Below are 20,782 nucleotides of genomic sequence, written 5' to 3'. Positions count from 1 at the left end.
TCTTGCCGCCACCGCTTCGCTCATGCGGCGATACCGAAGCGCTTTTTCGCATCCGCGATCGGCAGCGTCTCGCGCTCGCCGGTCCTGCGATTCTTGATCTCGATCTCGCCGGCAGCCACGCCGCGCGGTCCGACGATCACTTGCCACGGCAGGCCGATCAGGTCGGCGGTGGCGAACTTGCCGCCGGGGCGCTGGTCGGTGTCGTCATAGAGCACGTCCTTGCCGTCAGCGACGAAAGCGGCATGCAGCTCGTCGCAGACGCGGTCGCACTCGGCGTCGCCCGCCTTCATGTTGATCAGCCCGATGTCGAACGGCGCCACCGCCTCCGGCCAGATGATGCCGTTGTCGTCATGGCTCGCTTCGATGATCGCCGCGACAAGGCGCGACGGACCGATGCCGTAGGAGCCGCCGGAGACGAAATGATCCTTGCCGTCGGGGCCGGTCACCTTGGCGCCCATCGGCTTGGAATATTTGTCGCCGAAATGGAAGATGTGGCCGACCTCGATGCCTCGAGCCGAAACCTTGTCGTTCTCGCCGATCTTTTCCCAAGCCGCCTCGTCATGCATCTCGTCGGTGGCGGCGTAAGGCGTCGTCCACGTCTTGACGATGTCGCCGATCTCGGCGTCGTTGGTGAAGTCGGTCTTCTCTCCCGGCACATCGAGCGAAAGATAGTCGCGATGGCAGTAGACCTGGCTCTCGCCGGTATCGGCAAGGATGATGAATTCATGGCTGAGGTCGCCGCCGATCGGTCCGGTGTCGGCCCGCATCGGGATAGCCTGCAGGCCCATGCGCGTAAACGTCCTGAGATATGACACGAACATCCTGTTGTAGGCCGCCTTGGCGCCCTCGAAGTCGAGGTCGAACGAATAGGCATCCTTCATCAGGAATTCCCTGCTGCGCATGACGCCGAAGCGCGGCCGCACCTCGTCGCGGAACTTCCACTGGATGTGGTAGAGATTGAGCGGCAGGTCCTTGTAGGATTTCACATAGGCGCGGACGATCTCGGTGACCACTTCCTCATTGGTCGGACCGTAGAGCATGTCGCGGTCCTGCCGGTCCTTGATGCGCAGCATCTCCTTGCCGTAGTCGTCGTAGCGGCCGCTTTCGCGCCACAGATCGGCCGACTGGATGGTCGGCATCAGGATTTCCAGCGCACCGGCACGATTCTGCTCCTCGCGGATGATGCGGCAGACCTTGTCCAGCACCCGCTTGCCGAGCGGCAGCCACGAGAAACTGCCCTGCCCCTGCTGGCGGATCATGCCGGCGCGCAGCATCAGCCGATGCGAGACGATTTCAGCCTCGCGCGGATTTTCTTTCAGGATAGGCAGGAAATAGCGCGACAAACGCATGGACTGGTCCGTGAGTGAGGATCGCCGCGCGGGAATCGGCGCGGCACGGGCTTGCTTGCCCCGGCTTCATAGCCATTTCATGGCGGAATGGAAACCCGGACGCACCGGTCCGAAAATCGGAAATTGATTTTCAAAAATACGGCGCTGCTGCGAGTAAAACTGTTGCACTGTCCTTCGCGGATCGGGCAAACGCGCGGCGTTCCAAGGCGCCGTGATTGCGCCGCGCGCCTTACAGGTCGTTTCCCAAGCAACGCCTGCCGCACTATTGTGCAGCGCAGCACGAGAATGCCCGTTTCAAGGCAAAATTCTTCGTGACATTTTCATTCGCGTTAGGCTAATGTGCCCTCATAACCGAGAGGGTAGAAAAAAATCTGCTCTCCTACGCGGTCAAAGTCTTGGGAGGATGCGATCTAGGCGCGGTTACTCGCTGCCACCGGAAACCGGAAACAGATCGGACGCGTTTAAATTGCAAGGCCTTGTGCCTTGCATTTTTTTTGTGCAATCACCCGCTTAGCGCAACGAGTTGCCAAACTACCTTACCTTGCGGCAGCACTCGCGCAGCCGCAAACGGCACGGCATTCCTGTTCGGAACGCGCAGGATTCCAACTGGTAAAAACGCCCTTGCGGGGCGGTTTATTTGGTTGGGGTTTGGTTGAATTCCGGCACGATGTGCGGGATGTCGTTGAGGCTATATCCCAACCCATGCGTCAGGCCATAAAAAATGCCTATGAGGACGGCCGTGGCGAGGGTGGTGCGGATCACGGCGCGCAGCATATGGGGACCGCGCGGCGCGCTCGGAACCGTGCCCAGCGTCACATCATGATCGTCATCCTGCGTCTTCACACTGAACGGCAGCACGGCAAACAGCACCACCCACCAGGTCGCGAAAAAAAGGGCGGTGAACGAAACCCAGCTCATGATTGCTCCAGTTCGATCAGCGTGCCGAAGAAATCCTTCGGATGCAGGAACAGCACCGGCTTGCCGTGCGCGCCGGTTTTCGGGTTGCCGTCGCCGAGCACACGGGCGCCGGCAGCCTTGAGACGGTCACGCGCGGCCAGGATGTCGTCGACCTCATAGCAAAGATGATGCATGCCGCCGGAAGGGTTCTTCTCCAGGAAGGCAGCGATCGGCGACCCCTCGCCCAACGGCTCCAGAAGCTCGATCTTGGTGTTGCCGACATTGACGAACACCACCGTGACGCCATGCTCCGGCAGCGCCTGCGGCTCCGTCACTTCAGCGCCAAGCGTGTTGCGATAGGCGGCGACGGCAGCAGCCAGATCCGGCACGACAAGCGCGACATGGTTCAGGCGTTCGAGCATAGGTTTTCCTCAGGGCAATAGGCAGTAGGCAGTAGGCAGTAGGGAATGGTGATAGATCTGCATCTTTGTCATTTTTCCTCTGCTGCCTAATGCCTACTGCCTACTCCCTCATCTCGTCACAAACACCGTCACCAGCGGCTTCTTGCCCCAGGCTTCGTTGGCTGCGCCGCGCACGGCGCGCCGGACCGCTTCCTGCACAAGGTCGAGGTCTTTTCGGCGCTGACGGGGGATCGAGTCCACAGCGCCGATTGCCGCATCGATCATCAGGTCCTCCAGCGTCTCGCCACGGCCGTCGGCCTCGGCGACGCCGATGGCGACCAGGTCGGGATCGCCGGCAAGCTCATATTTGTCGTCGAGCACGACATTGACCGCGACATGGCCGGCAAACGATAGCTTGCGCCGGTCGCGGATGCCCATCGCCTGATCGGTGCCGATCAGCCTGCCATCCTTGTAGATGCGGCCGAACGGCACCTGGTCGATGATGGTGGCGGGACCGGGAGCAAGCCTGAGCATGTCGCCGTCGCGCACCTGCCCCACCTGGCCGATGCCCGAAGTCGACATCAGCGACCCCTGCCCCACAAGATGCGCCGCTTCGCCATGCACGGGAACGCCGATCTGCGGTCGAACCCATTCGTACATCTTGCGCAATTCGCTGCGCCGCGGATGGCCGGAGACATGCACCAGCGCGTCGCCGTCCTCGATGATCTTGATGCCGAGGTCGATGAGGCGGTTCTTGATCTCGAGGATCGCCTTCTCGTTGCCTGGAATGGTGCGCGAGGAAAACACCACCGTGTCGCCGGCTGTAAATGATACCGATTTCATCTCGTCGCGCGATAGCTTGGCCAATGCGGCAAGTGGCTCGCCCTGGCTGCCGGTGCAGATGATGACGAGGTTTTCGCGCGGGATGAAACCGAAATCCTCCTCGGCGATGAATTCCGGCAGCCCGTCCATATAGCCGAGTTCGCCGGCGACATCGATCACCCGCTTCAGCGAGCGGCCGAGCACCAGGCACTGGCGGCCGGCATCGCGCGCCGCCCTGGCGATGGAGACGATGCGGCCGACATTGGAGGAAAATGTGGTGACGGCAACACGGCCCTTGGCAGACTGGATAACACCTTTCAGTCCTTCGCCGACCGCGACTTCCGACGGCGACTCGCCTTCCCGCAGCGCGTTGGTCGAATCGCAGATCAGCGCCAGAACGCCCTTGTCGCCATAGGCGCGGAAACGCGCCTCGTCGGTCTTCGGCCCGATCGTCGGCTCCGGATCGATCTTCCAGTCACCGGTGTGGATGACGGTGCCGGCCGGCGAGGTGATCGCCAGCGACATCGGCTCGGGAATAGAGTGCGCGACCGGAATGGCCTCGATCTCGAACGGACCGACGGTGAATTTCTCACCTGCTCTGTAGATCGTCACCGGTATTTTCGGAGCCCCCTGCTCGCCTTGCCGCTTGGCTTCGAGCAAGCCGGCGCTGAACGGCGTCATCCACACCGGCGCCTTCAGCTTCGGCCAGGTGTCGAGCAGCGCGCCATAATGGTCTTCATGCGCATGGGTGATGACGATGCCGCGCAGATTGGCGAGGTTCTCCTCGATAAAGCGCGTATCTGGCAGCACGAGGTCGACCCCGGGGAGGGTGGCATCGGGGAAGGTCACACCGACATCGATAACGATCCACTCGCGCGCGCTCGGCGGACCGTAGCCGTAAAGAGCGAAGTTCATGCCGATCTCGCCAACGCCGCCGAGCGGCACGAAGACAAGGTCGGCGTTTTCCGCTTTCGCCATGATTTTTTCCTTCCTGGTCCTCAGACCAAGTCCATAAAGCAATTCCAGGAAAAGTGTCTAACGATTTTCCCACAGGAATTGCATGAAAACAAACACTTAGAGCCGCTAGCGAACGACCCTAGACGCGGGCAGACGCGACCGCGCCGAAATGCACGTCGCCGGCGGCAATCGTCAGAACAGAACCTTCATCGTCGCGGATCACGAAACGGCAGTCCTCGTCAATGGTTTCAAAGATCCCACGCACGACATTACCGTCAATTCTGACAGCAACCTGCCCACCGAGCCCCGCCGCGCGAGCCAACCAGCGTCGCCTGACGGCCGCAAGTCCGCGCCCCCCGTCCCACAACCGGGCATTCTCGCTCCAGGCATCCGACAGCGCCAGGAACAGTGTTTCCGCATCAGATCGGAAGAGCACACGTCTGAACTCCNTCCGCGCCCCCCGTCCCACAACCGGGCATTCTCGCTCCAGGCATCCGACAGCGCCAGGAACAGTGTTTCCGCATCGCATGTCGCGCCCAGCGCGCGCAATGATGTTGCCGGATAGGGCAAATCCTCAGGGTATGCCACCACATTCACGCCGATGCCGACCGCCACCGCGAAACGGCCGCCTTCCAGGATCGCCGATTCCAGCAGGATGCCGGCCAGCTTGGCGCCGGAGGCAAGCACGTCATTCGGCCATTTCAGCTCGAAACGGTTCTTTCCCTCACTGCCGCCGTCGAGGCCGATGGCAATCCGGCCCTTCGGCACCACGGCGTCGAGCGCATCGGCCAGCGCCAGCCCGGCGACGAAACCCAGCGTCGCGGCAAGGCGAAGCTCGGCATTGGTGATGACGAGCAGCGTCGCCGCCAGATTGCCTTCGGGGGTCGACCAGACGCGGCCACGTCGTCCACGCCCGCTTTCCTGTTTCTTGGAAACAACCCACAGCCTGCCCGGGTCACCCGCCCTTGCGTGGTCCAGCGCCAGCGCATTGGTGGAGCCGACGCTGTCATGCGCCTCGAGCCGGAACCCTTCCGACGCCGAGGTTGGAGCCAGCCGAAACGCCATGCCGTCTAGAAAAACGTCTTGGCGGCGGCTTCGGCATAGGTGCCGATCGGTCCGCCGATCAGCACATAGAACAGCACGAAGGCGCCGGAGACGCCGAGCACGACACGCAATTCGCTCGCCATCGGCACGAAACCGCCGACAGGTTCGTCGAACCACATGATCTTGATGATGCGCAGATAATAATAGGCGCCCACGACAGAGGCCAGCACGCCGATGATCGCCAGCGCGTAGAGATTGGCATTGATGGCGGCGAGGAAGACGTACCATTTCCCCCAGAAGCCGGCGAGCGGCGGAATGCCGGCGAGCGAGAACATCAGGATGGTCAGGATCGTCGCCATGATCGGGTTGGTCGACGACAGGCCGGCCAGATCGCTGATCTGCTCGACATTGCCTTCCTTGCGCCGCATGGCGAGAATGAAGGCGAAGGTGCCGAGCGTCATCACCAGATAGATCAGCATATAGATGGCGACGCCGCGCACGCCGGCCTGGCTGTTGGCGGCAAGGCCGACCAGCGCGTAGCCCATATGGCCGATCGAGGAATAAGCCATCAGCCGCTTGATGTTGGTCTGGCCAATCGCGGCGAAAGCGCCGAGCGCCATCGACGCGATCGAGATGAAGACGATGATCTGCTGCCAGTCGGCGGCGATCGGCTTGAACGCGCCCATGGTGACGCGCACGATCAGCGCCATCGCCGCCATCTTCGGTGCCGCCGCCAGGAAGGCCGTCACCGGCGTCGGGGCGCCCTCATAGACGTCGGGCGTCCACATGTGGAACGGCACCGCCGAGATCTTGAAGGCAAGGCCGGCCAGCACGAAGACGAGACCGAAGACGAGGCCGAGCTGGCGCTCGCCGCTGCCCAGTGCCGTTGCGATCTCCTGGAAGCCGGTGTTGCCGGTGTAGCCGTAGACCAGGCTGATGCCATAGAGCAGCATGCCCGACGACAGCGCCCCGAGGACGAAATATTTGAGGCCGGCCTCGGTCGAGCGCAGATTGTCACGATTGATCGCGCACAGCACATAGATCGCCAACGACTGCAGTTCGAGGCCGAGATAGAGGCCGATCATGCCGTTGGCGGAGATCATCAGCATCATGCCGAGCGTGCAGAGCAGGATCAGCACCGGATATTCGAACTTGTCGAACCGTTCCGCCTTGGCAAAGCGCATCGACATAACCAGCGTCACCGCCGAGCCGACCAGCGCCAGCACTTTCATGAAGTGGGCGAAGGTATCCTGGATGAATGCATTGCCGTAGGCGCTGCCCTGCCCGGTTTGGAAGATCAGCCAGGCTCCGGCGATCACCAGCACGGCGACGGCAATGCCAGTCACCGTGTTGGCTGTGTTGGCGCGCGAATAGGCCCCGACCATCAGCAGCGCCAGGGCGCCGACGGCAAGGATCAACTCTGGCGTCGAGAGCGACAGGCTGGAGAGAAGGTCCGGCGTCATGTTTCGCAAAACCTCTGGTCAGTTCGCCGCCGCGGTCTGCGCGGCGCCGATGGATGCAGTGACATTGGTGACGAGCGACTTGACCGATTCAGCCGTCGCGTCGAAGACGGGTGCGGGATAGACGCCGAAGAAGATGACCAGCATGACCAGCGGGTAGATGATCAGCTTCTCGCGCGGCGACAGATCCAGCAGGTTTTTCAGGCTGTCCTTGGTCAGCGCGCCGAAGATCACCCGGCGATAGAGCCAGAGCGCGTAGGCGGCCGACAGGATGACGCCGGTGGCGGCGAAGAACGCCACCCAGGTGTTGACCCGGAACACGCCGAGCATGGTCAGGAACTCGCCGACGAAGCCGCTGGTGCCGGGCAGGCCGACATTGGCCATGGTGAAGATCATGAACACGGCGGCGTATTTCGGCATGTTGTTGACCAGGCCGCCATAGGCGTCGATCTCGCGCGTGTGCATGCGGTCGTAGATAACGCCGACGCACAGGAACAGCGCGCCGGAGACGAGGCCGTGGCTGAGCATCTGGAAGATGGCACCCTGCACGCCTTCCTGGTTCATGGCGAAGATGCCCATGGTGACGAAGCCCATATGGGCGACCGACGAATAGGCGATCAGCTTCTTCATGTCCTCCTGCATCAGCGCCACCAGCGAAGTGTAGATGATGGCGACGACGGAGAGCACGAAGACCAGCGGCGCGAACATCTCGGACGCCAGCGGGAACATCGGCAAGGAGAAACGCAGGAACCCGTAACCGCCCATCTTCAAGAGGATAGCTGCCAGGATGACCGACCCCGCCGTCGGTGCCTCGACGTGCGCGTCCGGCAGCCAGGTATGCACCGGCCACATCGGCATCTTCACCGCGAAAGAGGCGAAGAAGGCGAGCCATAGCCATGTCTGCATGTTGGCCGGGAAATTGTGCGTCAACAGAGTGGGGATGTCGGTCGTGCCGGACTGGTAGAACATCGCCATGATGGCGAGCAGCATCAGCACCGAGCCGGCCAGCGTGTAGAGGAAGAACTTGAACGACGCATAGACGCGCCGCTTGCCGCCCCAGACGCCGATGATGATGAACATCGGGATCAGGCCGGCTTCGAAGAAGACGTAGAACAGCACGATATCGAGCGCGCAGAACACGCCGATCATCAGCGTTTCGAGCAGCAGGAAGGCGATCATGTAGGCTTTGACGCGCTTCTCGATCGATTCCCACGACGCCAGGATGCAGAGCGGCATCAGGAAGGTCGTCAGGATGACGAACAGCATCGAGATGCCGTCGACGCCCATATGGTAGGAAATGCCGGAGTCGAGCCAGGCAACTTTCTCGACGAACTGGAAGCCGGACTGCGAATTGTCGAAACCGGTCCAGATCAACAGCGAGATGACGAACGTGAACGTCGTCGTCAACAGAGCGATCGCGCGGATGTTGCGGCGCGCGTTTTCACTGTCATCGTTGATGAACAGGATGAGCAGCACACCAACCAGCGGCAGGAAGGTGACCAGCGAGAGGATTGGCCAGGCGGTCATCAGAGCATCATCCAGGTGACGAGTGCGGCAACGCCGATCAGCATGGCGAAGGCATAGTGGTAGAGATAGCCGGTCTGCAGCTTGACCACGCGGTTGGTGACATCGACGACCCGCGCCGAGATGCCATCCGGGCCGAGGCCGTCAATGACGGCGCCGTCGCCGGTCTTCCACAGGAAATGGCCGAGGCGCTTGGCGGGCCGCACGAACAGGAAGTCGTAAAGCTCGTCGAAATACCATTTGTTGAGCAGGAAGGCATAGAGCCCGCGATGGTGGGCAACCAGATTGACGGGCATTTCCGGCGAGCGGATGTAGAACTTCCAGGCCACCGCGAAGCCGATCAGCATGGCGATGAACGGCGACAGTTCGACCCACAGCGGCAATTCGTGGATCTCGTGCAATATGTGGTTGTCCGGCAGCGTGAACAGCGACGCCTTCCAGAACTCGGCATAGCCTTCACCGATGAAGGCGCCGTGGAAGATAATGCCGGCAAACAGCGCGCCCGCGGCCAGGATGAACAGCGGCACCAGCATCACCGGCGGCGATTCATGGACGTGGTGCATCACCTCATGGCTCGCCCGCGGCTGGCCGTGGAAGGTCATGAAGATCAGCCGCCAGGAGTAGAAGGAGGTGAAACAGGCGGCGATGACCAGAAGGATGAAGGCCATGCCGGCGACCGGGTTGTGGCTGGCAAAGGCGCTCTCGATGATAGCGTCCTTGGAGAAGAAGCCGGCGGTGCCGATGACCGTCACCGGAATGCCGACGCCAGTCAGGGCCAGCGTGCCGATCACCATCATCCAGTAAGTGGTCGGGATCAGCGTCCGCAAGCCGCCCATCCTGCGCATGTCCTGCTCGTCGGAAACGGCGTGAATGACGGAGCCGGAGCCGAGGAACAGCAGTGCCTTGAAGAAGGCATGCGTGAACAGGTGGAAGATCGCCGCGCCATAGGCGCCGACGCCGAGCGCCACGAACATGTAGCCGAGCTGCGAACAGGTCGAATAGGCGATGACGCGCTTGATGTCGTTCTGCACAAGGCCGACCGTCGCCGCGAAAAAGGCGGTGAAGGCGCCGATGAAGGTGACAACCATCAGTGCCGAATGCGACAGTTCGAAAAGCGGCGACAGGCGCGCCAGCATGAATACGCCGGCCGTCACCATGGTGGCGGCATGGATCAGTGCGGAAACCGGCGTCGGGCCTTCCATGGCGTCCGGCAGCCAGGTGTGCAGCGGCACCTGCGCCGACTTGCCCATGGCACCCATGAACAAGAGCAGGCAGACGATCGTCATGGCCGCCTGCTTGTCCAGCGCATAGCCAAGGAAGGTCAGCACGGCGGCGCCTTGTGGCGCGCCTTCGGCCGGAACGAACGTAGCCGCATTGGCGAAGATAGTGCCGAGATTGACCGAGCCGAACAGCACGAACAAGCCGAAGATGCCGAGCGCAAAGCCGAAATCGCCGACGCGGTTGACGACGAAGGCCTTGATCGCCGCGGCATTGGCCGACGGCTTCTTGTACCAGAAGCCGATCAGCAGGTAGGAGGCGAGACCGACCCCTTCCCAGCCGAAGAACATCTGCACCAGATTGTCCGCCGTCACCAGCATCAGCATGGCGAAGGTGAACAGCGACAGATAGGCGAAGAAGCGCGGGCGGTTCGGATCGTGGTGCATGTAGCCGATCGAGTAGATGTGGACCAGCGCCGACACGGTGTTGACCACCACCAGCATCACCACCGTCAGCGTGTCGATCCGCAGCGCCCAGGACGCTTCCAGTCCGCCCGACTGGATCCAGCGCAGCACGGGCACGGTGAACACCTCGCTATGGCCGAAACCGACGGTGAAGAACGCGATCCACGACAGCACGGCCGCGATCACCAGGAAGCCGGAGGTGATGTATTCGGACGCCTTGGCGCCGAGCGACGTGCCGAACAGGCCGACGATCAGGAAGCCGAGCAGCGGAAGGAAGACGATGGCCTGATACATGGTGGTTCCGTCAACCCTTCATCATGTTCACGTCTTCGACCGCGATCGAGCCGCGGTTGCGGAAGAAGACGACGAGAATGGCAAGTCCGATGGCGGCCTCGGCCGCCGCCACCGTCAGCACGAACAGCGCGAACACCTGGCCGACCAGATCGCCAAGTGCAGCCGAAAAGGCGACGAAATTGATGTTCACCGCAAGAAGGATCAGCTCGACCGACATCAGGATGACGATGACGTTCTTGCGGTTCAGGAAGATGCCGAACACGCCGAGCGTGAACAGGATCGCCGATACGGTCAGGTAATGCGCGATGCCGACAACCATCTCAGAGCCCCTCGCCTGTCTTGACCTTGCGGATTTCCATGCCCGTCGCCGGCGTGCGGCCGACCTGGGCTGCGATCGACTGCCGCTTGATCCCCGGTTTGTGGCGCAGCGTCAGTACGATGGCCCCGATCATGGCGACCAGCAGGATGAGGCCCGAAATCTGGAAGTAATAGAGGTAGTCGGTATAGAGGATGTCGCCGAGTGCGGCCGTATTTGTCCGCGCCGCGAGATCCGGGATCGGCTTCGAGACCGTCGAGGCGAGCTGCGGCGCGAATGTATAGCCGCCGAGCACGACGATCAGCTCCGCTGCCAGGATCAGCCCGACCAGCGCGCCGATCGGCGCGTATTGCAGGGCGCCTTCCTTCATCTCGGCAAAATCGACGTCGAGCATCATGACGACGAACAGGAAAAGTACCATGACCGCGCCGACATAGACGACGAGCAGGATCATCGCCAGGAACTCGGCCCCGGTCAGCATGAACAGGCCGGCAGCGTTGAAGAAGGTCAGTATCAGGAACAGCACCGAATGCACGGGGTTGCGTGACGAAATGACCATGAACGCCGACGCCACCGCGACAAAGGCGAAGAGGTAGAAAAAGGCCGCCTCTAGTCCACTCAGCATTGGGGTTCCCCCAGGTTCCTGTCCGAACAGGACGCTCGTCCTGTTTCGATCTTTGCCACCGCCTCCGGTCGGCAAGTTGCGTGTTCCTAGCCCATGTTCCGATCGGGTTGAAAGACCCGAGCGAAAGAAACATGCGCCACTCAAAATTCCTGAGGATGATCAGGTCCGAAAAGTCTGCAACTTTTCGGGATCATCCTCTGGCCGAGGCCTCGCCCCGTCAATGCGTCAAATATCAGCGGTACGGCGAGTCCAGCGAGATGTTGCGCGCCAGTTCGCGCTCCCAACGGTCGCCATTCGCCAACAGCCTGTCCTTGTCGTAGTAGAGTTCCTCGCGCGTCTCCGTCGCGAATTCGAAATTCGGCCCCTCGACGATGGCATCGACCGGGCAGGCTTCCTGGCAGAAGCCGCAATAGATGCACTTCACCATGTCGATGTCGTAACGCACCGTGCGGCGCGTGCCGTCATTGCGGCGCGGCCCGGCCTCGATGGTGATCGCCTGAGCCGGGCAGATGGCCTCGCACAATTTGCAGGCAATGCAGCGTTCCTCGCCATTGGGATAGCGGCGCAACGCGTGCTCGCCCCGGAAGCGCGGGCTGGTGGGCCCCTTCTCGTGCGGATAGTTGATCGTCTCCTTCGGCGCGAAGAACTGGCGCATCGACAGGAAGAAGGCGCTGACGAAATCCTGCAGCAGCAGCGATTTTGCGGCTTGGGAAAGAGCGGACATCACGCAAACCCCGTGATCTTGAGGACGGCGGCGGTGGCGACCACCATGAACAGCGAGATAGGCAGGAACACCTTCCAGCCAAGCCGCATCAGCTGGTCGTAGCGATAGCGCGGCACGAAGGCCTTCACCATGGAAATGCCGAAGAACACGAAGCAGACCTTCAGCACGAACCAGATGACGCCCGGCACCCAGGTGAACGGCGCGAAATCGAAGGGCGGCAGCCAGCCGCCGAGGAACAGGATGGTGGCCAGCGCGCACATCAGTACGATGGCGACATACTCGCCGAGGAAGAACAGCAGGAACGGCGTCGACGAGTACTCGACCATGTGCCCGGCGACCAGTTCCGATTCGGCTTCCACCAGGTCGAAAGGCGGACGGTTCGTCTCGGCCAGTGCCGAGATAAAGAAGATGATGAACATGGGGAACAGTGCCAGCCAGTTCCAATCGAGGAAGGTGTTGGGCAGGCCAAGCCGCGTACCAAGCCCGTCATGCTGCGACAGCACGATTTCGGACAGGTTGAGCGAGCCGGCAGTGAGCAGCACGGTGACGATGACGAAGCCGATCGAGACTTCGTAGGACACCATCTGCGCGGCCGAACGCAGCGCGCCGAGGAACGGATATTTCGAGTTGGACGCCCAGCCGCCCATGATCACGCCATAGACCTCGAGCGAGGAAATGGCGAAGACATAGAGGATGCCGACATTGACGTTGGCGATCGCCCAGCCCTGGCTGACCGGGATGACCGCCCAGGCCGAGATCGCCAGCACGGCCGAGACCAGCGGCGCCAGCAGGAAGACGCCCTTGTTGGCGCCGGACGGGATCACCGGTTCCTTGAAGACGAATTTCAGCAGATCGGCGAAGGCCTGCAGCGTGCCCCAGGGGCCGACGACGTTCGGGCCGCGGCGCAATTGCACCGCCGCCCAGATCTTGCGATCGGCGTAGAGGATGTAGGCGACGAAGATCAAAAGCACGACGATCAGCACGACCGACTTCAACAGGATCAGCAGCGCCGGCAGCACGTAGAAGGAGAAGAAAGTGTCCATGCTTATTCCGCCGCCTGCTTGAAGCCGCTCTTGGCCAGCGCCGAGCATTCCGCCATCACGGCCGATGCCCGCGCGATCGGGTTGGTCAGGTAGAAATCCTTGACCGGCGAGGTGAAGGTGCCCTTGTTCAGGCGCCCGCCGAGCTTGGCCACTTTGGCGATGTCCTCGGCATTGCCGGCCGCGACCTGATCGATGCGGGCCAGGTGCGGGTATTCTCCGTAGAGTTTTGCGCGCAGTTGCGGCAGCGAATCGAACGACAGTTTCTTGCCCAGTACATCCGACAGGGCCCGCAGGATCGCCCAGTCCTCGCGCGCTTCGCCCGGCGCGAAGCCGGCGCGGTTGGTCTGCTGCACGCGGCCCTCGGTGTTGACATAGGTGGCCGACTTTTCGGTATAGGCGGCAGCCGGCAGGATGACATTGGCGCGGTGTGCGCCCTGGTCGCCATGCGTGCCGATATAGACGACGAAGGCGCCGCCGGTCTTGGCCATGTCGATCTCGTCGGCGCCGAGCAGGAACAGCAGCTCCATGTCGCCCAGCATGCCGGCAACATTCTTGCCGCCCTCGCCCGGCACGAAGCCGAGATCGAGGCCGCCGACACGTCCGGCCGCATTGTGCAGTACGGCAAAGCCGTTCCAGTCCGCGCGAGCAGCGTTCACAGCGGCGGCTAGTTTTGCCGCCTGGCCGAGCACGGCCGCGCCATCGGCGCGCGCCAGCGCGCCCTGGCCGACGATAACAAGCGGACGTGTCGCCTTCTTAAGCACCTGGAAGAACTTGCCGTTGCCGTCCGCCAGATCCTTCAGCGAATCCGGGCCGGCGCCCAGCTGTTCGTAGTCATAGCGCGTGTCGCCGACATCGCCGACGACACCGACCGGCAAATTGCCGATCCGCCAGCGCTTGCGGATGCGGGCGTTGAGCACCGAGGCTTCGTAGCGCGGGTTGGCGCCGATGATCAGCACCGCATCGGCCTGCTCGATGCCTTCAATGGTCGGGTTGAAGATATAGCTCGCACGGCCAAGCGCCGGATCGAGGGCGGCACCGTCCTGGCGGCAGTCGATATTTCTTGAACCGAGCGAGGCCATCAGCAGCTTCAGCGCGTAGATTTCCTCGACCGCGGCGAGATCGCCTGAAATGGCGCCGATTTTCTCGGGAGCGGTCTTCGACACCTCGTCCTTGATCGCGGCGAACGCCTCGGCCCAGCTTGCCGGAACCAGCTTGCCGTCCTTGCGCACATAGGGGCGGTCGAGGCGCTGCGTGCGCAGGCCGTCCCAGATGAAGCGGGTCTTGTCGGAAATCCACTCCTCGTTCACCGCTTCGTTGACGCGCGGCAGGATGCGCATCACTTCGCGGCCCCGGCTGTCGACGCGGATCGCCGAGCCGACCGCGTCCATCACGTCGATGGATTCGGTCTTGGTCAGTTCCCACGGCCGCGCCTGGAAGGCGAAGGGTTTCGAGGTCAGCGCGCCGACCGGACACAGGTCGATGACATTGCCCTGCAGCTCCGAGGTCATCGCGCTTTCGAGATAGGTGGTGATCTCGGCGTCCTCGCCACGGCCGATCAGGCCGAGTTCGGAGATGCCGGCGACTTCCGTGGTGAAGCGGACGCAGCGCGTGCAATGGATGCAGCGGTTCATCACCGTCTTGACCAGAGGCCCGATATACTTGTCTTCGACCGCGCGCTTGTTTTCATGATAGCGCGAGGAATCGACGCCGAAGGCCATCGCCTGGTCCTGCAGGTCGCATTCGCCGCCCTGGTCGCAGATCGGGCAATCCAAAGGATGGTTGATCAGCAGGAACTCCATCACGCCTTCCCTNCAGAAGCGCGGCACTTCCGCGCCAGCGTCTTCCGCCGCCTGCAGCAGCGTGTAGTGGTCGGGTACAGTGATCTCTTTCCCGTCGACCTTGAGCTTTGCCATTCGCCTCAAACCCCTGCGGAGTTCCCGCAATCTCTTTTTCCGGGCGTGGTCGAGACCACACCGGGCATTTCATTCACTTCGTGACGGCGAGCGCCGCCGCTTGGGCCGTCCACTCGTCGCGACCGATACGGCCGCCGAGCGACAGATAGTCCTCGACCCAGGCAACCTCTTGCGGCGTCCATGCCGCGATCTGGGCATACGTCCAGATGCCCAGGCCGTTGAGAACCTTTTCCAGCTTGGGACCGATACCCGATATGGCCTTGAGATCCGCCGGTTCTGCCGGCTTTTCCATCGCCTTGGGCTGTCTGAAATCCTCTGGCATCAGCACATCGGCGGCGTCGCCGGCCGCCGGGACGGCATTCGCCGCCGGCACTGCAGTGGCGGCTTCCTTCGCGGCAATGTCCGTGACTTCCTGGGCAAAGGACTGCGCTTCGGCAATCATGGTTTTCGCCGTCGCGCGCGCCCTGGTGGAGGACGGGCTCGGATCGTCGAACTGCGCGACGCGCGCCTCGAAATCATCGACGATCGGCTGCAGCAGCCGTTGCGAGGCCTCAGCCGCCCCCGAAAGCGCGCCCAGCCAGACGCCGAACGCGTGATTGGCGAACCCGAGGCCAAGCGCCGACATCGCCGCCGCACCCGCCACGGGGTGCACGAGAAGGTTGATGGCACTGGCCATCTCCTTCGGCATCATCCTGGTCAGGTCCTGGTTCATCTTCTCGAGCTGGTCCAAATTGGGCATCAGTGGATTGGGTGTCGAATACGGCGCCATAGATTCTCCTGGTCGTTTCTTCGTTCGCCCGCCCCGGTTGTCTCAGATCAGGCACTTGCCCGTATTTCGCTTCGGGCTCTCGCCCGCATTCAAAAAATTCTTCTATTCCGCCGCCACCATCACCGGCTCGGCCCGGTGCGCGTTGCGCGAAAACTCGTCGATGCGCCGCTCCACCTCGCCGCGGAAATGCCGCATCAGGCCCTGGATCGGCCATGCCGCCGCATCGCCCAGCGCGCAGATCGTGTGACCCTCGACCTGCTTGGTGACGTCGAGCAGCATGTCGATCTCGCGCTTCTGCGCCTCGCCGCGCACAAGGCGCTCCATCACCCGCCACATCCAGCCCGTGCCTTCGCGGCACGGCGTGCACTGGCCGCAGCTCTCGTGCTTGTAGAAGTAGGAAAGCCGAGCGATCGCCTTCACGATATCGGTCGACTTGTCCATGACGATGACAGCCGCCGTACCGAGGCCGGACTTGAGGTCGCGCAATGCGTCGAAATCCATCGGCGTATCTATGATCTGCTCGGCCGGCACCAGCGGCACTGATGCACCACCGGGAATGACCGCCAAAAGATTGTCCCAGCCGCCGCGGATGCCGCCGCAATGCGTCTCGATCAGCTCGCGGAACGGGATCGACATCGCCTCTTCGACCGTGCACGGATTGTTGACGTGGCCGGAGATGCAGAACAGCTTGGTGCCGACATTGTTGGGCCGGCCGAAGGACGAGAACCACGCCGCACCGCGGCGCAGGATGGTTGGCGCAACGGCGATCGATTCGACATTGTTGACCGTGGTCGGACAACCATAAAGGCCGACATTGGCCGGGAATGGGGGCTTCAGCCTGGGCTGGCCCTTCTTGCCTTCGAGGCTTTCGAGGAGTGCTGTCTCCTCGCCGCAGATATAGGCGCCGGCGCCGTGGTGCATGTAGATTTCGAAATCGTAGCCGGAGGTGTTGTTCTTGCCGATCAGCTTGGCCTCATAGGCCTCGTCGATGGCGCGCTGCAGCGCCTCTCGTTCACGAATGAACTCGCCGCGCACGTAGATGTAGGCGGCAATCGCGCCCATCGCGAAACCGGCGAGCAGGGCCCCCTCGACTAGCGTGTGCGGGTCATTGCGCAGGATGTCGCGGTCCTTGCAGGTGCCGGGCTCGGACTCGTCGGCATTGATGACGAGATAGCTCGGCCGGCCGTCGCTCTGCTTGGGCATGAACGACCATTTGAGGCCCGTCGGAAAGCCTGCGCCGCCGCGGCCGCGCAGGCCCGACGCCTTCATCTCGTTGACGATCCAGTCGCGTCCCTTCGCGACGATGCCCGGCGTGTTGTCCCAGGCACCGCGCGCCTGCGCGCCAGCCAGCGACTTGTCGAACAGGCCGTAGATGTTGGTGAAGATGCGATCTTTGTCCTGAAGCATTTTTCGTCCCTCAGACCGGCTTCTTGCCGAAGACGCGGATGTATTCGGCGACGCCGCCCTTGGCGAGCGCCTTGGCCTGCTTGACCCAGTCGTCACGCTCGATGCGGCCTTGGAAGGAGAGATAGCCGTCCACCCACTCACGCTCGACCTTCTTCCACGATGCGATCTGCGCGAAAGTGAAAATGCCAAGGGAATGCAGGATGCCTTCGATCTTCGGCCCGACGCCCGAGATCAGCTTGAGGTCGTCGACCAGTGCCGGCCTGTCGATGCCGGCTGGACGGTTCTTGTCCTCCAGCGACGGCTTGGAAGGCTTGGCGGCTTTCGCCGCCGGCACTTTGACTTCCGGTGCTTTGAAGGCGGTCGCCGGCTCGGCTTTGTTCTTCGGGCCGCTGCGCTGCTTGGAAACCTGCTCGACCTCGGGGTCCGCCTTGTTGGCATTGGCGGCCGAATGCAACGGTGCCGAAACGCTCGCCGCCTTTTCAACGGCCGGCGCCACTTTGACCGGCGAAGGCGATTTCAGCGCCGGGCTGGTTTCCGGCGCATCGGTTTTCGGCTTGCTGGCCTTCGACGGCGCAACCGGAGCGTCAGCTGCTACTGGCGCGACCGTGGCGATGATCGCATCAGGCGCCGCCTTGGCGGCCTTGGCCGCCTCCCTGGCCTCCCTATCGCGGGTCGACTTGAGAATCGCCTTTTCGCTCTTCAGGCTGGTGAGGCCGGAGGCCGGCTCCGAGCCCGTGCGGCCGTTCTGCGGCCCCGGCGTTACCGAGGCGCCCTTGCCCGCATCATAGAGGTCGATGATCTCGGCCAGCCGTTCGGGGGTGAGGTCTTCGAAAGTATCCTTGAACACCATGACCATCGGCGCGTTGACGCAGGCGCCGAGGCATTCGACCTCTTCCCACGACAAGGTGCCCTTGTCGTTGGTGTGGAACTGGTCGTGATGGATCTTTGACCGGCAGACATCCATCAGCGCTTCCGAGCCGCGCAACATGCAGGGCGTGGTGCCGCAGACCTGGATATGCGCGCGCGTGCCGACCGGGTTCAACTGATATTGGGTGTAGAAGGTCGCCACCTCGAGGCCACGGATACGGGGCATGCCGAGCATGTCGGAGATCGTCTCGATCGCCGCCTTCGTCACCCAGCCTTCCTGCTCCTGCGCCAGCATCAGAAGCGGGATGATGGCCGACGGTTCGCGGCCCTTCGGGTACTTCTTGATCCATTGCTTCGCCGCGGCCGCATTCGCGCGGTTGAAGGCGAAGGATGCTGGCTGGACGCTGGCTTCTGCGAGACGGCGGACTGACATTTAGCGATCGACCTCACCAAACACGATGTCGAGGGAGCCAAGAACGGCGGTGACGTCGGCCAGCATGTGGCCGCGACAGAGGAAATCCATGGCCTGCAGATGCGCGAAGCCGGGCGCGCGCAGCTTGCAGCGGTAGGGCTTGTTGGAGCCATCGGAGATCAGATAGACGCCGAATTCACCCTTCGGCGCCTCGACCGCCGCATAGACCTCGCCGGCCGGCACGCGATAACCCTCGGTGTAGAGCTTGAAGTGGTGGATCAGCGCTTCCATCGAGCGCTTCATCGCCTGACGCTTGGGCGGCACCACCTTGCCGTCGAGGTTCGACACTGGACCGGTGCTTTCCTTGCCCAGCAAGAGATCGACGCACTGGCGCATGATTTTTGCAGACTGGCGCATTTCTTCCATGCGCACGAGGTAACGGTCGAAGCAGTCGCCGTTCTTGCCGATCGGAATGTCGAAATCCATTTCCGAATAGCATTCATAGGGTTGCGACTTGCGCAGATCCCAAGGAGCGCCCGAGCCGCGCACCATGACTCCGGAAAAACCCCAGGCCCAGGCATCGGCCAGCGTTACGATGCCGATATCGACATTGCGCTGTTTGAAGATGCGATTGCCGGTCAGCAACTGATCGAGGTCGTCGATCGACTTCAGGAACGGGTCAATCCACTTGCCGATATCCTCGACCAGATTCTGCGGCAGGTCCTGATGGACGCCGCCAGGACGGAAATAGGCGGCGTGCATGCGCGAACCGGAGGCGCGCTCATAGAATACCATCAGCTTTTCGCGCTCGACGAAGCCCCACAGCGGCGGAGTCAGCGCACCGACGTCCATCGCCTGCGTCGTCACATTGAGGATGTGCGACATGATGCGGCCGATTTCGCAGTAGAGCACGCGAATCAGCTGCCCGCGCTTCGGCACGTCGATGCCGAGCAGGCGCTCAGCGGCCAGCGCGAAAGCGTGCTCCTGGTTCATCGGCGCGCAATAGTCGAGCCGGTCCAGATAGGGGATCGCCTGCAGATAGGTCTTGGCCTCGATCAGCTTTTCCGTGCCGCGGTGCAGCAGCCCGATATGCGGATCGACGCGGTCGACGACTTCGCCGTCGAGTTCCAGCACGAGGCGCAAAACACCATGCGCCGCAGGATGTTGCGGGCCGAAATTGATGTTGAAATTGCGGACGGAGGTTTCAGCCATGGATCGCCCTTGGCGATGAGTGAATGGTGAATGGTGAATGGTGAATGGTCATGCGCGTGCGCCATCCTGGTCCAGCGACCGGACGAACGAAACCAGCCTCTTGCCGAGTTTTGTGTAATTCGGTTCCAGCTTCGCCGCCTGCTCCTGGGACAACAACCCGATCCGTATGCACAGCATGGTATGTGTCTCCAATTCCTTCAACGAGCCTTGTGCGATGCGAAGAAACTGAATGAACGTTCGCCGCTGCGCGCGACCAAACCCCTCCGCGATATTTGCCGGGATTGAGACCGCGCATCGTCGCATCTGGGAGGTGATCCCATACAATTCCTCGCGCGGAAACGCGCGCGTCAAAACATAGATTTCCTCGGCGATATCCATCGCCTCTTGCCAGACGATGAGATCGCGATAGTCGCGTATAGTTTCCGGCGTCTTGTCCATTCACCATTCACTATTCGCCATTCACTGTTTCGCTTTTTCGTCCCCGGGAAGAACGTAATCCGTTCCCTCCCACGGGCTCAAAAAGTCAAAGTTCCTGAATTCCTGCTTCAGTTCCACAGGCTCGTAGATGACCCGCTTGGCCTCGTCGTCGTAACGCACCTCGACGAAACCGGTCAGCGGGAAATCCTTGCGCAGCGGATGGCCTTCGAAGCCGTAGTCGGTCAACAGGCGCCGCAGATCGGGATGGCCGGAGAACAGCACGCCGTAGAGATCGTAGGTCTCGCGCTCGAACCAGTCGGCACCGGGGAACACGCCGGTGATCGACGGCACCATGGTTTCCTCGTCGGCCTGCACCTTGACGCGGATGCGCACATTCTGCTTCGGCGACAGGAGATGATAGACGACGTCGAAGCGCTTGGCGCGTGACGGATAGTCCGCACCGCAGATGTCGATGATCGAGATGAACTGGCAGCGCGCATCGTCGCGCAGGAAGGTCATGACCTCGACCAGATCGCGCGGCTCGACGCGAATGGTAAGCTCGCCATAGGCGATATCAGCGTCATTCACGCGGTCGATCAGCTTCTCGCCGAGATAGGTCGACAGTTCGCTCAGGGATGCGGTCATGG

General features: G+C 62.2%; 19 protein-coding genes. All 19 read right to left on the bottom strand.

Features of this window, described 5'->3' with window-relative positions:
* Window positions 1–20: 20 nt before the first annotated feature.
* Window positions 21–1,349: a proline--tRNA ligase gene (proS, locus tag X744_RS166700; protein WP_023757149.1), complete on the bottom strand. Its 1,329-nt coding sequence runs from the start codon at window positions 1,347–1,349 to the stop codon at window positions 21–23.
* 633 nt (window positions 1,350–1,982) lie between these two features.
* Entirely contained in the window at window positions 1,983–2,267 is a 285-nt protein-coding gene (locus tag X744_RS166705) for a DUF1467 family protein (protein WP_023757148.1), read from the bottom strand.
* Entirely contained in the window at window positions 2,264–2,668 is a 405-nt protein-coding gene (gene mce / locus X744_RS166710; protein ID WP_023757147.1) for a methylmalonyl-CoA epimerase, read from the bottom strand. Before mce ends, X744_RS166705 begins: the two co-directional genes overlap by 4 nt.
* Window positions 2,669–2,776: 108 nt before the next feature.
* Window positions 2,777–4,447 carry a ribonuclease J gene (locus X744_RS166715; protein ID WP_023757146.1) on the bottom strand — a complete coding sequence of 557 codons (1,671 nt, stop codon included), beginning with the start codon at window positions 4,445–4,447 and terminating at the stop codon, window positions 2,777–2,779.
* A gap of 118 nt (window positions 4,448–4,565) precedes the next feature.
* A complete protein-coding gene (locus X744_RS1000000174905) occupies window positions 4,566–4,691 on the bottom strand; it encodes a hypothetical protein (protein ID WP_245266388.1) in 126 nt (41 codons plus the stop codon).
* Between the two features lie 805 nt (window positions 4,692–5,496).
* Window positions 5,497–6,933 (bottom strand): NADH-quinone oxidoreductase subunit NuoN, encoded by a 1,437-nt coding sequence (gene nuoN / locus X744_RS166720; protein WP_023757145.1) that lies wholly within the window; start codon window positions 6,931–6,933, stop codon window positions 5,497–5,499.
* Between the two features lie 18 nt (window positions 6,934–6,951).
* The gene (locus X744_RS166725; protein ID WP_023757144.1) at window positions 6,952–8,457 is read right to left on the bottom strand and encodes an NADH-quinone oxidoreductase subunit M; all 1,506 of its coding nucleotides are present in this window, start codon (window positions 8,455–8,457) and stop codon (window positions 6,952–6,954) included.
* Window positions 8,457–10,430, bottom strand: a complete 1,974-nt coding sequence (nuoL, locus tag X744_RS166730) for an NADH-quinone oxidoreductase subunit L (RefSeq protein ID WP_023757143.1) — start codon at window positions 10,428–10,430, stop codon at window positions 8,457–8,459. The genes X744_RS166725 and nuoL overlap by 1 nt, the downstream gene beginning before the upstream one ends.
* A gap of 10 nt (window positions 10,431–10,440) precedes the next feature.
* On the bottom strand, window positions 10,441–10,749 hold the full coding sequence (gene nuoK / locus X744_RS166735) for an NADH-quinone oxidoreductase subunit NuoK (RefSeq protein ID WP_019858930.1): 309 nt from the start codon (window positions 10,747–10,749) through the stop codon (window positions 10,441–10,443).
* 1 nt (window position 10,750) lies between these two features.
* Window positions 10,751–11,371: an NADH-quinone oxidoreductase subunit J gene (locus tag X744_RS166740; protein WP_023757142.1), complete on the bottom strand. Its 621-nt coding sequence runs from the start codon at window positions 11,369–11,371 to the stop codon at window positions 10,751–10,753.
* A gap of 232 nt (window positions 11,372–11,603) precedes the next feature.
* On the bottom strand, window positions 11,604–12,095 hold the full coding sequence (gene nuoI, locus X744_RS166745; protein WP_013531098.1) for an NADH-quinone oxidoreductase subunit NuoI: 492 nt from the start codon (window positions 12,093–12,095) through the stop codon (window positions 11,604–11,606).
* Window positions 12,095–13,138: an NADH-quinone oxidoreductase subunit NuoH gene (gene nuoH / locus X744_RS166750; RefSeq protein ID WP_023757141.1), complete on the bottom strand. Its 1,044-nt coding sequence runs from the start codon at window positions 13,136–13,138 to the stop codon at window positions 12,095–12,097. The genes nuoI and nuoH overlap by 1 nt, the downstream gene beginning before the upstream one ends.
* A gap of 2 nt (window positions 13,139–13,140) precedes the next feature.
* Window positions 13,141–15,051 (bottom strand): NADH-quinone oxidoreductase subunit NuoG, encoded by a 1,911-nt coding sequence (gene nuoG / locus X744_RS166755; RefSeq protein ID WP_023757140.1) that lies wholly within the window; start codon window positions 15,049–15,051, stop codon window positions 13,141–13,143.
* 73 nt (window positions 15,052–15,124) lie between these two features.
* Window positions 15,125–15,820 carry an NADH-ubiquinone dehydrogenase subunit gene (locus X744_RS166760; RefSeq protein WP_023757139.1) on the bottom strand — a complete coding sequence of 232 codons (696 nt, stop codon included), beginning with the start codon at window positions 15,818–15,820 and terminating at the stop codon, window positions 15,125–15,127.
* 102 nt (window positions 15,821–15,922) lie between these two features.
* The gene (gene nuoF / locus X744_RS166765; RefSeq protein ID WP_023757138.1) at window positions 15,923–17,227 is read right to left on the bottom strand and encodes an NADH-quinone oxidoreductase subunit NuoF; all 1,305 of its coding nucleotides are present in this window, start codon (window positions 17,225–17,227) and stop codon (window positions 15,923–15,925) included.
* Between the two features lie 10 nt (window positions 17,228–17,237).
* Window positions 17,238–18,527, bottom strand: a complete 1,290-nt coding sequence (locus tag X744_RS166770; protein ID WP_023757137.1) for an NADH-quinone oxidoreductase subunit E — start codon at window positions 18,525–18,527, stop codon at window positions 17,238–17,240.
* On the bottom strand, window positions 18,528–19,718 hold the full coding sequence (locus tag X744_RS166775) for an NADH-quinone oxidoreductase subunit D (RefSeq protein WP_023757136.1): 1,191 nt from the start codon (window positions 19,716–19,718) through the stop codon (window positions 18,528–18,530).
* 48 nt (window positions 19,719–19,766) lie between these two features.
* Complete coding sequence (locus X744_RS166780) at window positions 19,767–20,156, bottom strand: four helix bundle protein (RefSeq protein ID WP_031259544.1); 390 nt, start codon at window positions 20,154–20,156, stop codon at window positions 19,767–19,769.
* A gap of 21 nt (window positions 20,157–20,177) precedes the next feature.
* Window positions 20,178–20,780, bottom strand: a complete 603-nt coding sequence (locus X744_RS166785; protein WP_023757134.1) for an NADH-quinone oxidoreductase subunit C — start codon at window positions 20,778–20,780, stop codon at window positions 20,178–20,180.
* Between the last annotated feature and the right edge of the window lie 2 nt (window positions 20,781–20,782).

It is taken from the genome of Mesorhizobium sp. LNHC252B00 (assembly GCF_000502955.1).
GTDB lineage: Bacteria > Pseudomonadota > Alphaproteobacteria > Rhizobiales > Rhizobiaceae > Mesorhizobium.
This window is presented reverse-complemented; position numbering and strand designations above follow the sequence as displayed.

Bases quoted from the DNA above. Each gene is read 5' to 3' on its own strand.
- X744_RS166780 (WP_031259544.1), bottom strand. From the start codon at position 20,156: ATGGACAAGACGCCGGAAACTATACGCGACTATCGCGATCTCATCGTC.
- X744_RS166785 (WP_023757134.1), bottom strand. From the start codon at position 20,780: ATGACCGCATCCCTGAGCGAACTGTCGACCTATCTCGGCGAGAAGCTG.
- X744_RS166725 (WP_023757144.1), bottom strand. From the start codon at position 8,457: ATGACCGCCTGGCCAATCCTCTCGCTGGTCACCTTCCTGCCGCTGGTT.
- mce (WP_023757147.1), bottom strand. From the start codon at position 2,668: ATGCTCGAACGCCTGAACCATGTCGCGCTTGTCGTGCCGGATCTGGCT.
- X744_RS166775 (WP_023757136.1), bottom strand. From the start codon at position 19,718: ATGGCTGAAACCTCCGTCCGCAATTTCAACATCAATTTCGGCCCGCAA.
- nuoN (WP_023757145.1), bottom strand. From the start codon at position 6,933: ATGACGCCGGACCTTCTCTCCAGCCTGTCGCTCTCGACGCCAGAGTTG.
- X744_RS166715 (WP_023757146.1), bottom strand. From the start codon at position 4,447: ATGGCGAAAGCGGAAAACGCCGACCTTGTCTTCGTGCCGCTCGGCGGC.
- nuoK (WP_019858930.1), bottom strand. From the start codon at position 10,749: ATGGTTGTCGGCATCGCGCATTACCTGACCGTATCGGCGATCCTGTTC.
- X744_RS166770 (WP_023757137.1), bottom strand. From the start codon at position 18,527: ATGTCAGTCCGCCGTCTCGCAGAAGCCAGCGTCCAGCCAGCATCCTTC.
- X744_RS166740 (WP_023757142.1), bottom strand. From the start codon at position 11,371: ATGCTGAGTGGACTAGAGGCGGCCTTTTTCTACCTCTTCGCCTTTGTC.
- proS (WP_023757149.1), bottom strand. From the start codon at position 1,349: ATGCGTTTGTCGCGCTATTTCCTGCCTATCCTGAAAGAAAATCCGCGC.
- nuoL (WP_023757143.1), bottom strand. From the start codon at position 10,430: ATGTATCAGGCCATCGTCTTCCTTCCGCTGCTCGGCTTCCTGATCGTC.
- nuoH (WP_023757141.1), bottom strand. From the start codon at position 13,138: ATGGACACTTTCTTCTCCTTCTACGTGCTGCCGGCGCTGCTGATCCTG.
- X744_RS166760 (WP_023757139.1), bottom strand. From the start codon at position 15,820: ATGGCGCCGTATTCGACACCCAATCCACTGATGCCCAATTTGGACCAG.
- X744_RS166705 (WP_023757148.1), bottom strand. From the start codon at position 2,267: ATGAGCTGGGTTTCGTTCACCGCCCTTTTTTTCGCGACCTGGTGGGTG.
- nuoF (WP_023757138.1), bottom strand. From the start codon at position 17,227: ATGCTTCAGGACAAAGATCGCATCTTCACCAACATCTACGGCCTGTTC.
- nuoI (WP_013531098.1), bottom strand. From the start codon at position 12,095: ATGTCCGCTCTTTCCCAAGCCGCAAAATCGCTGCTGCTGCAGGATTTC.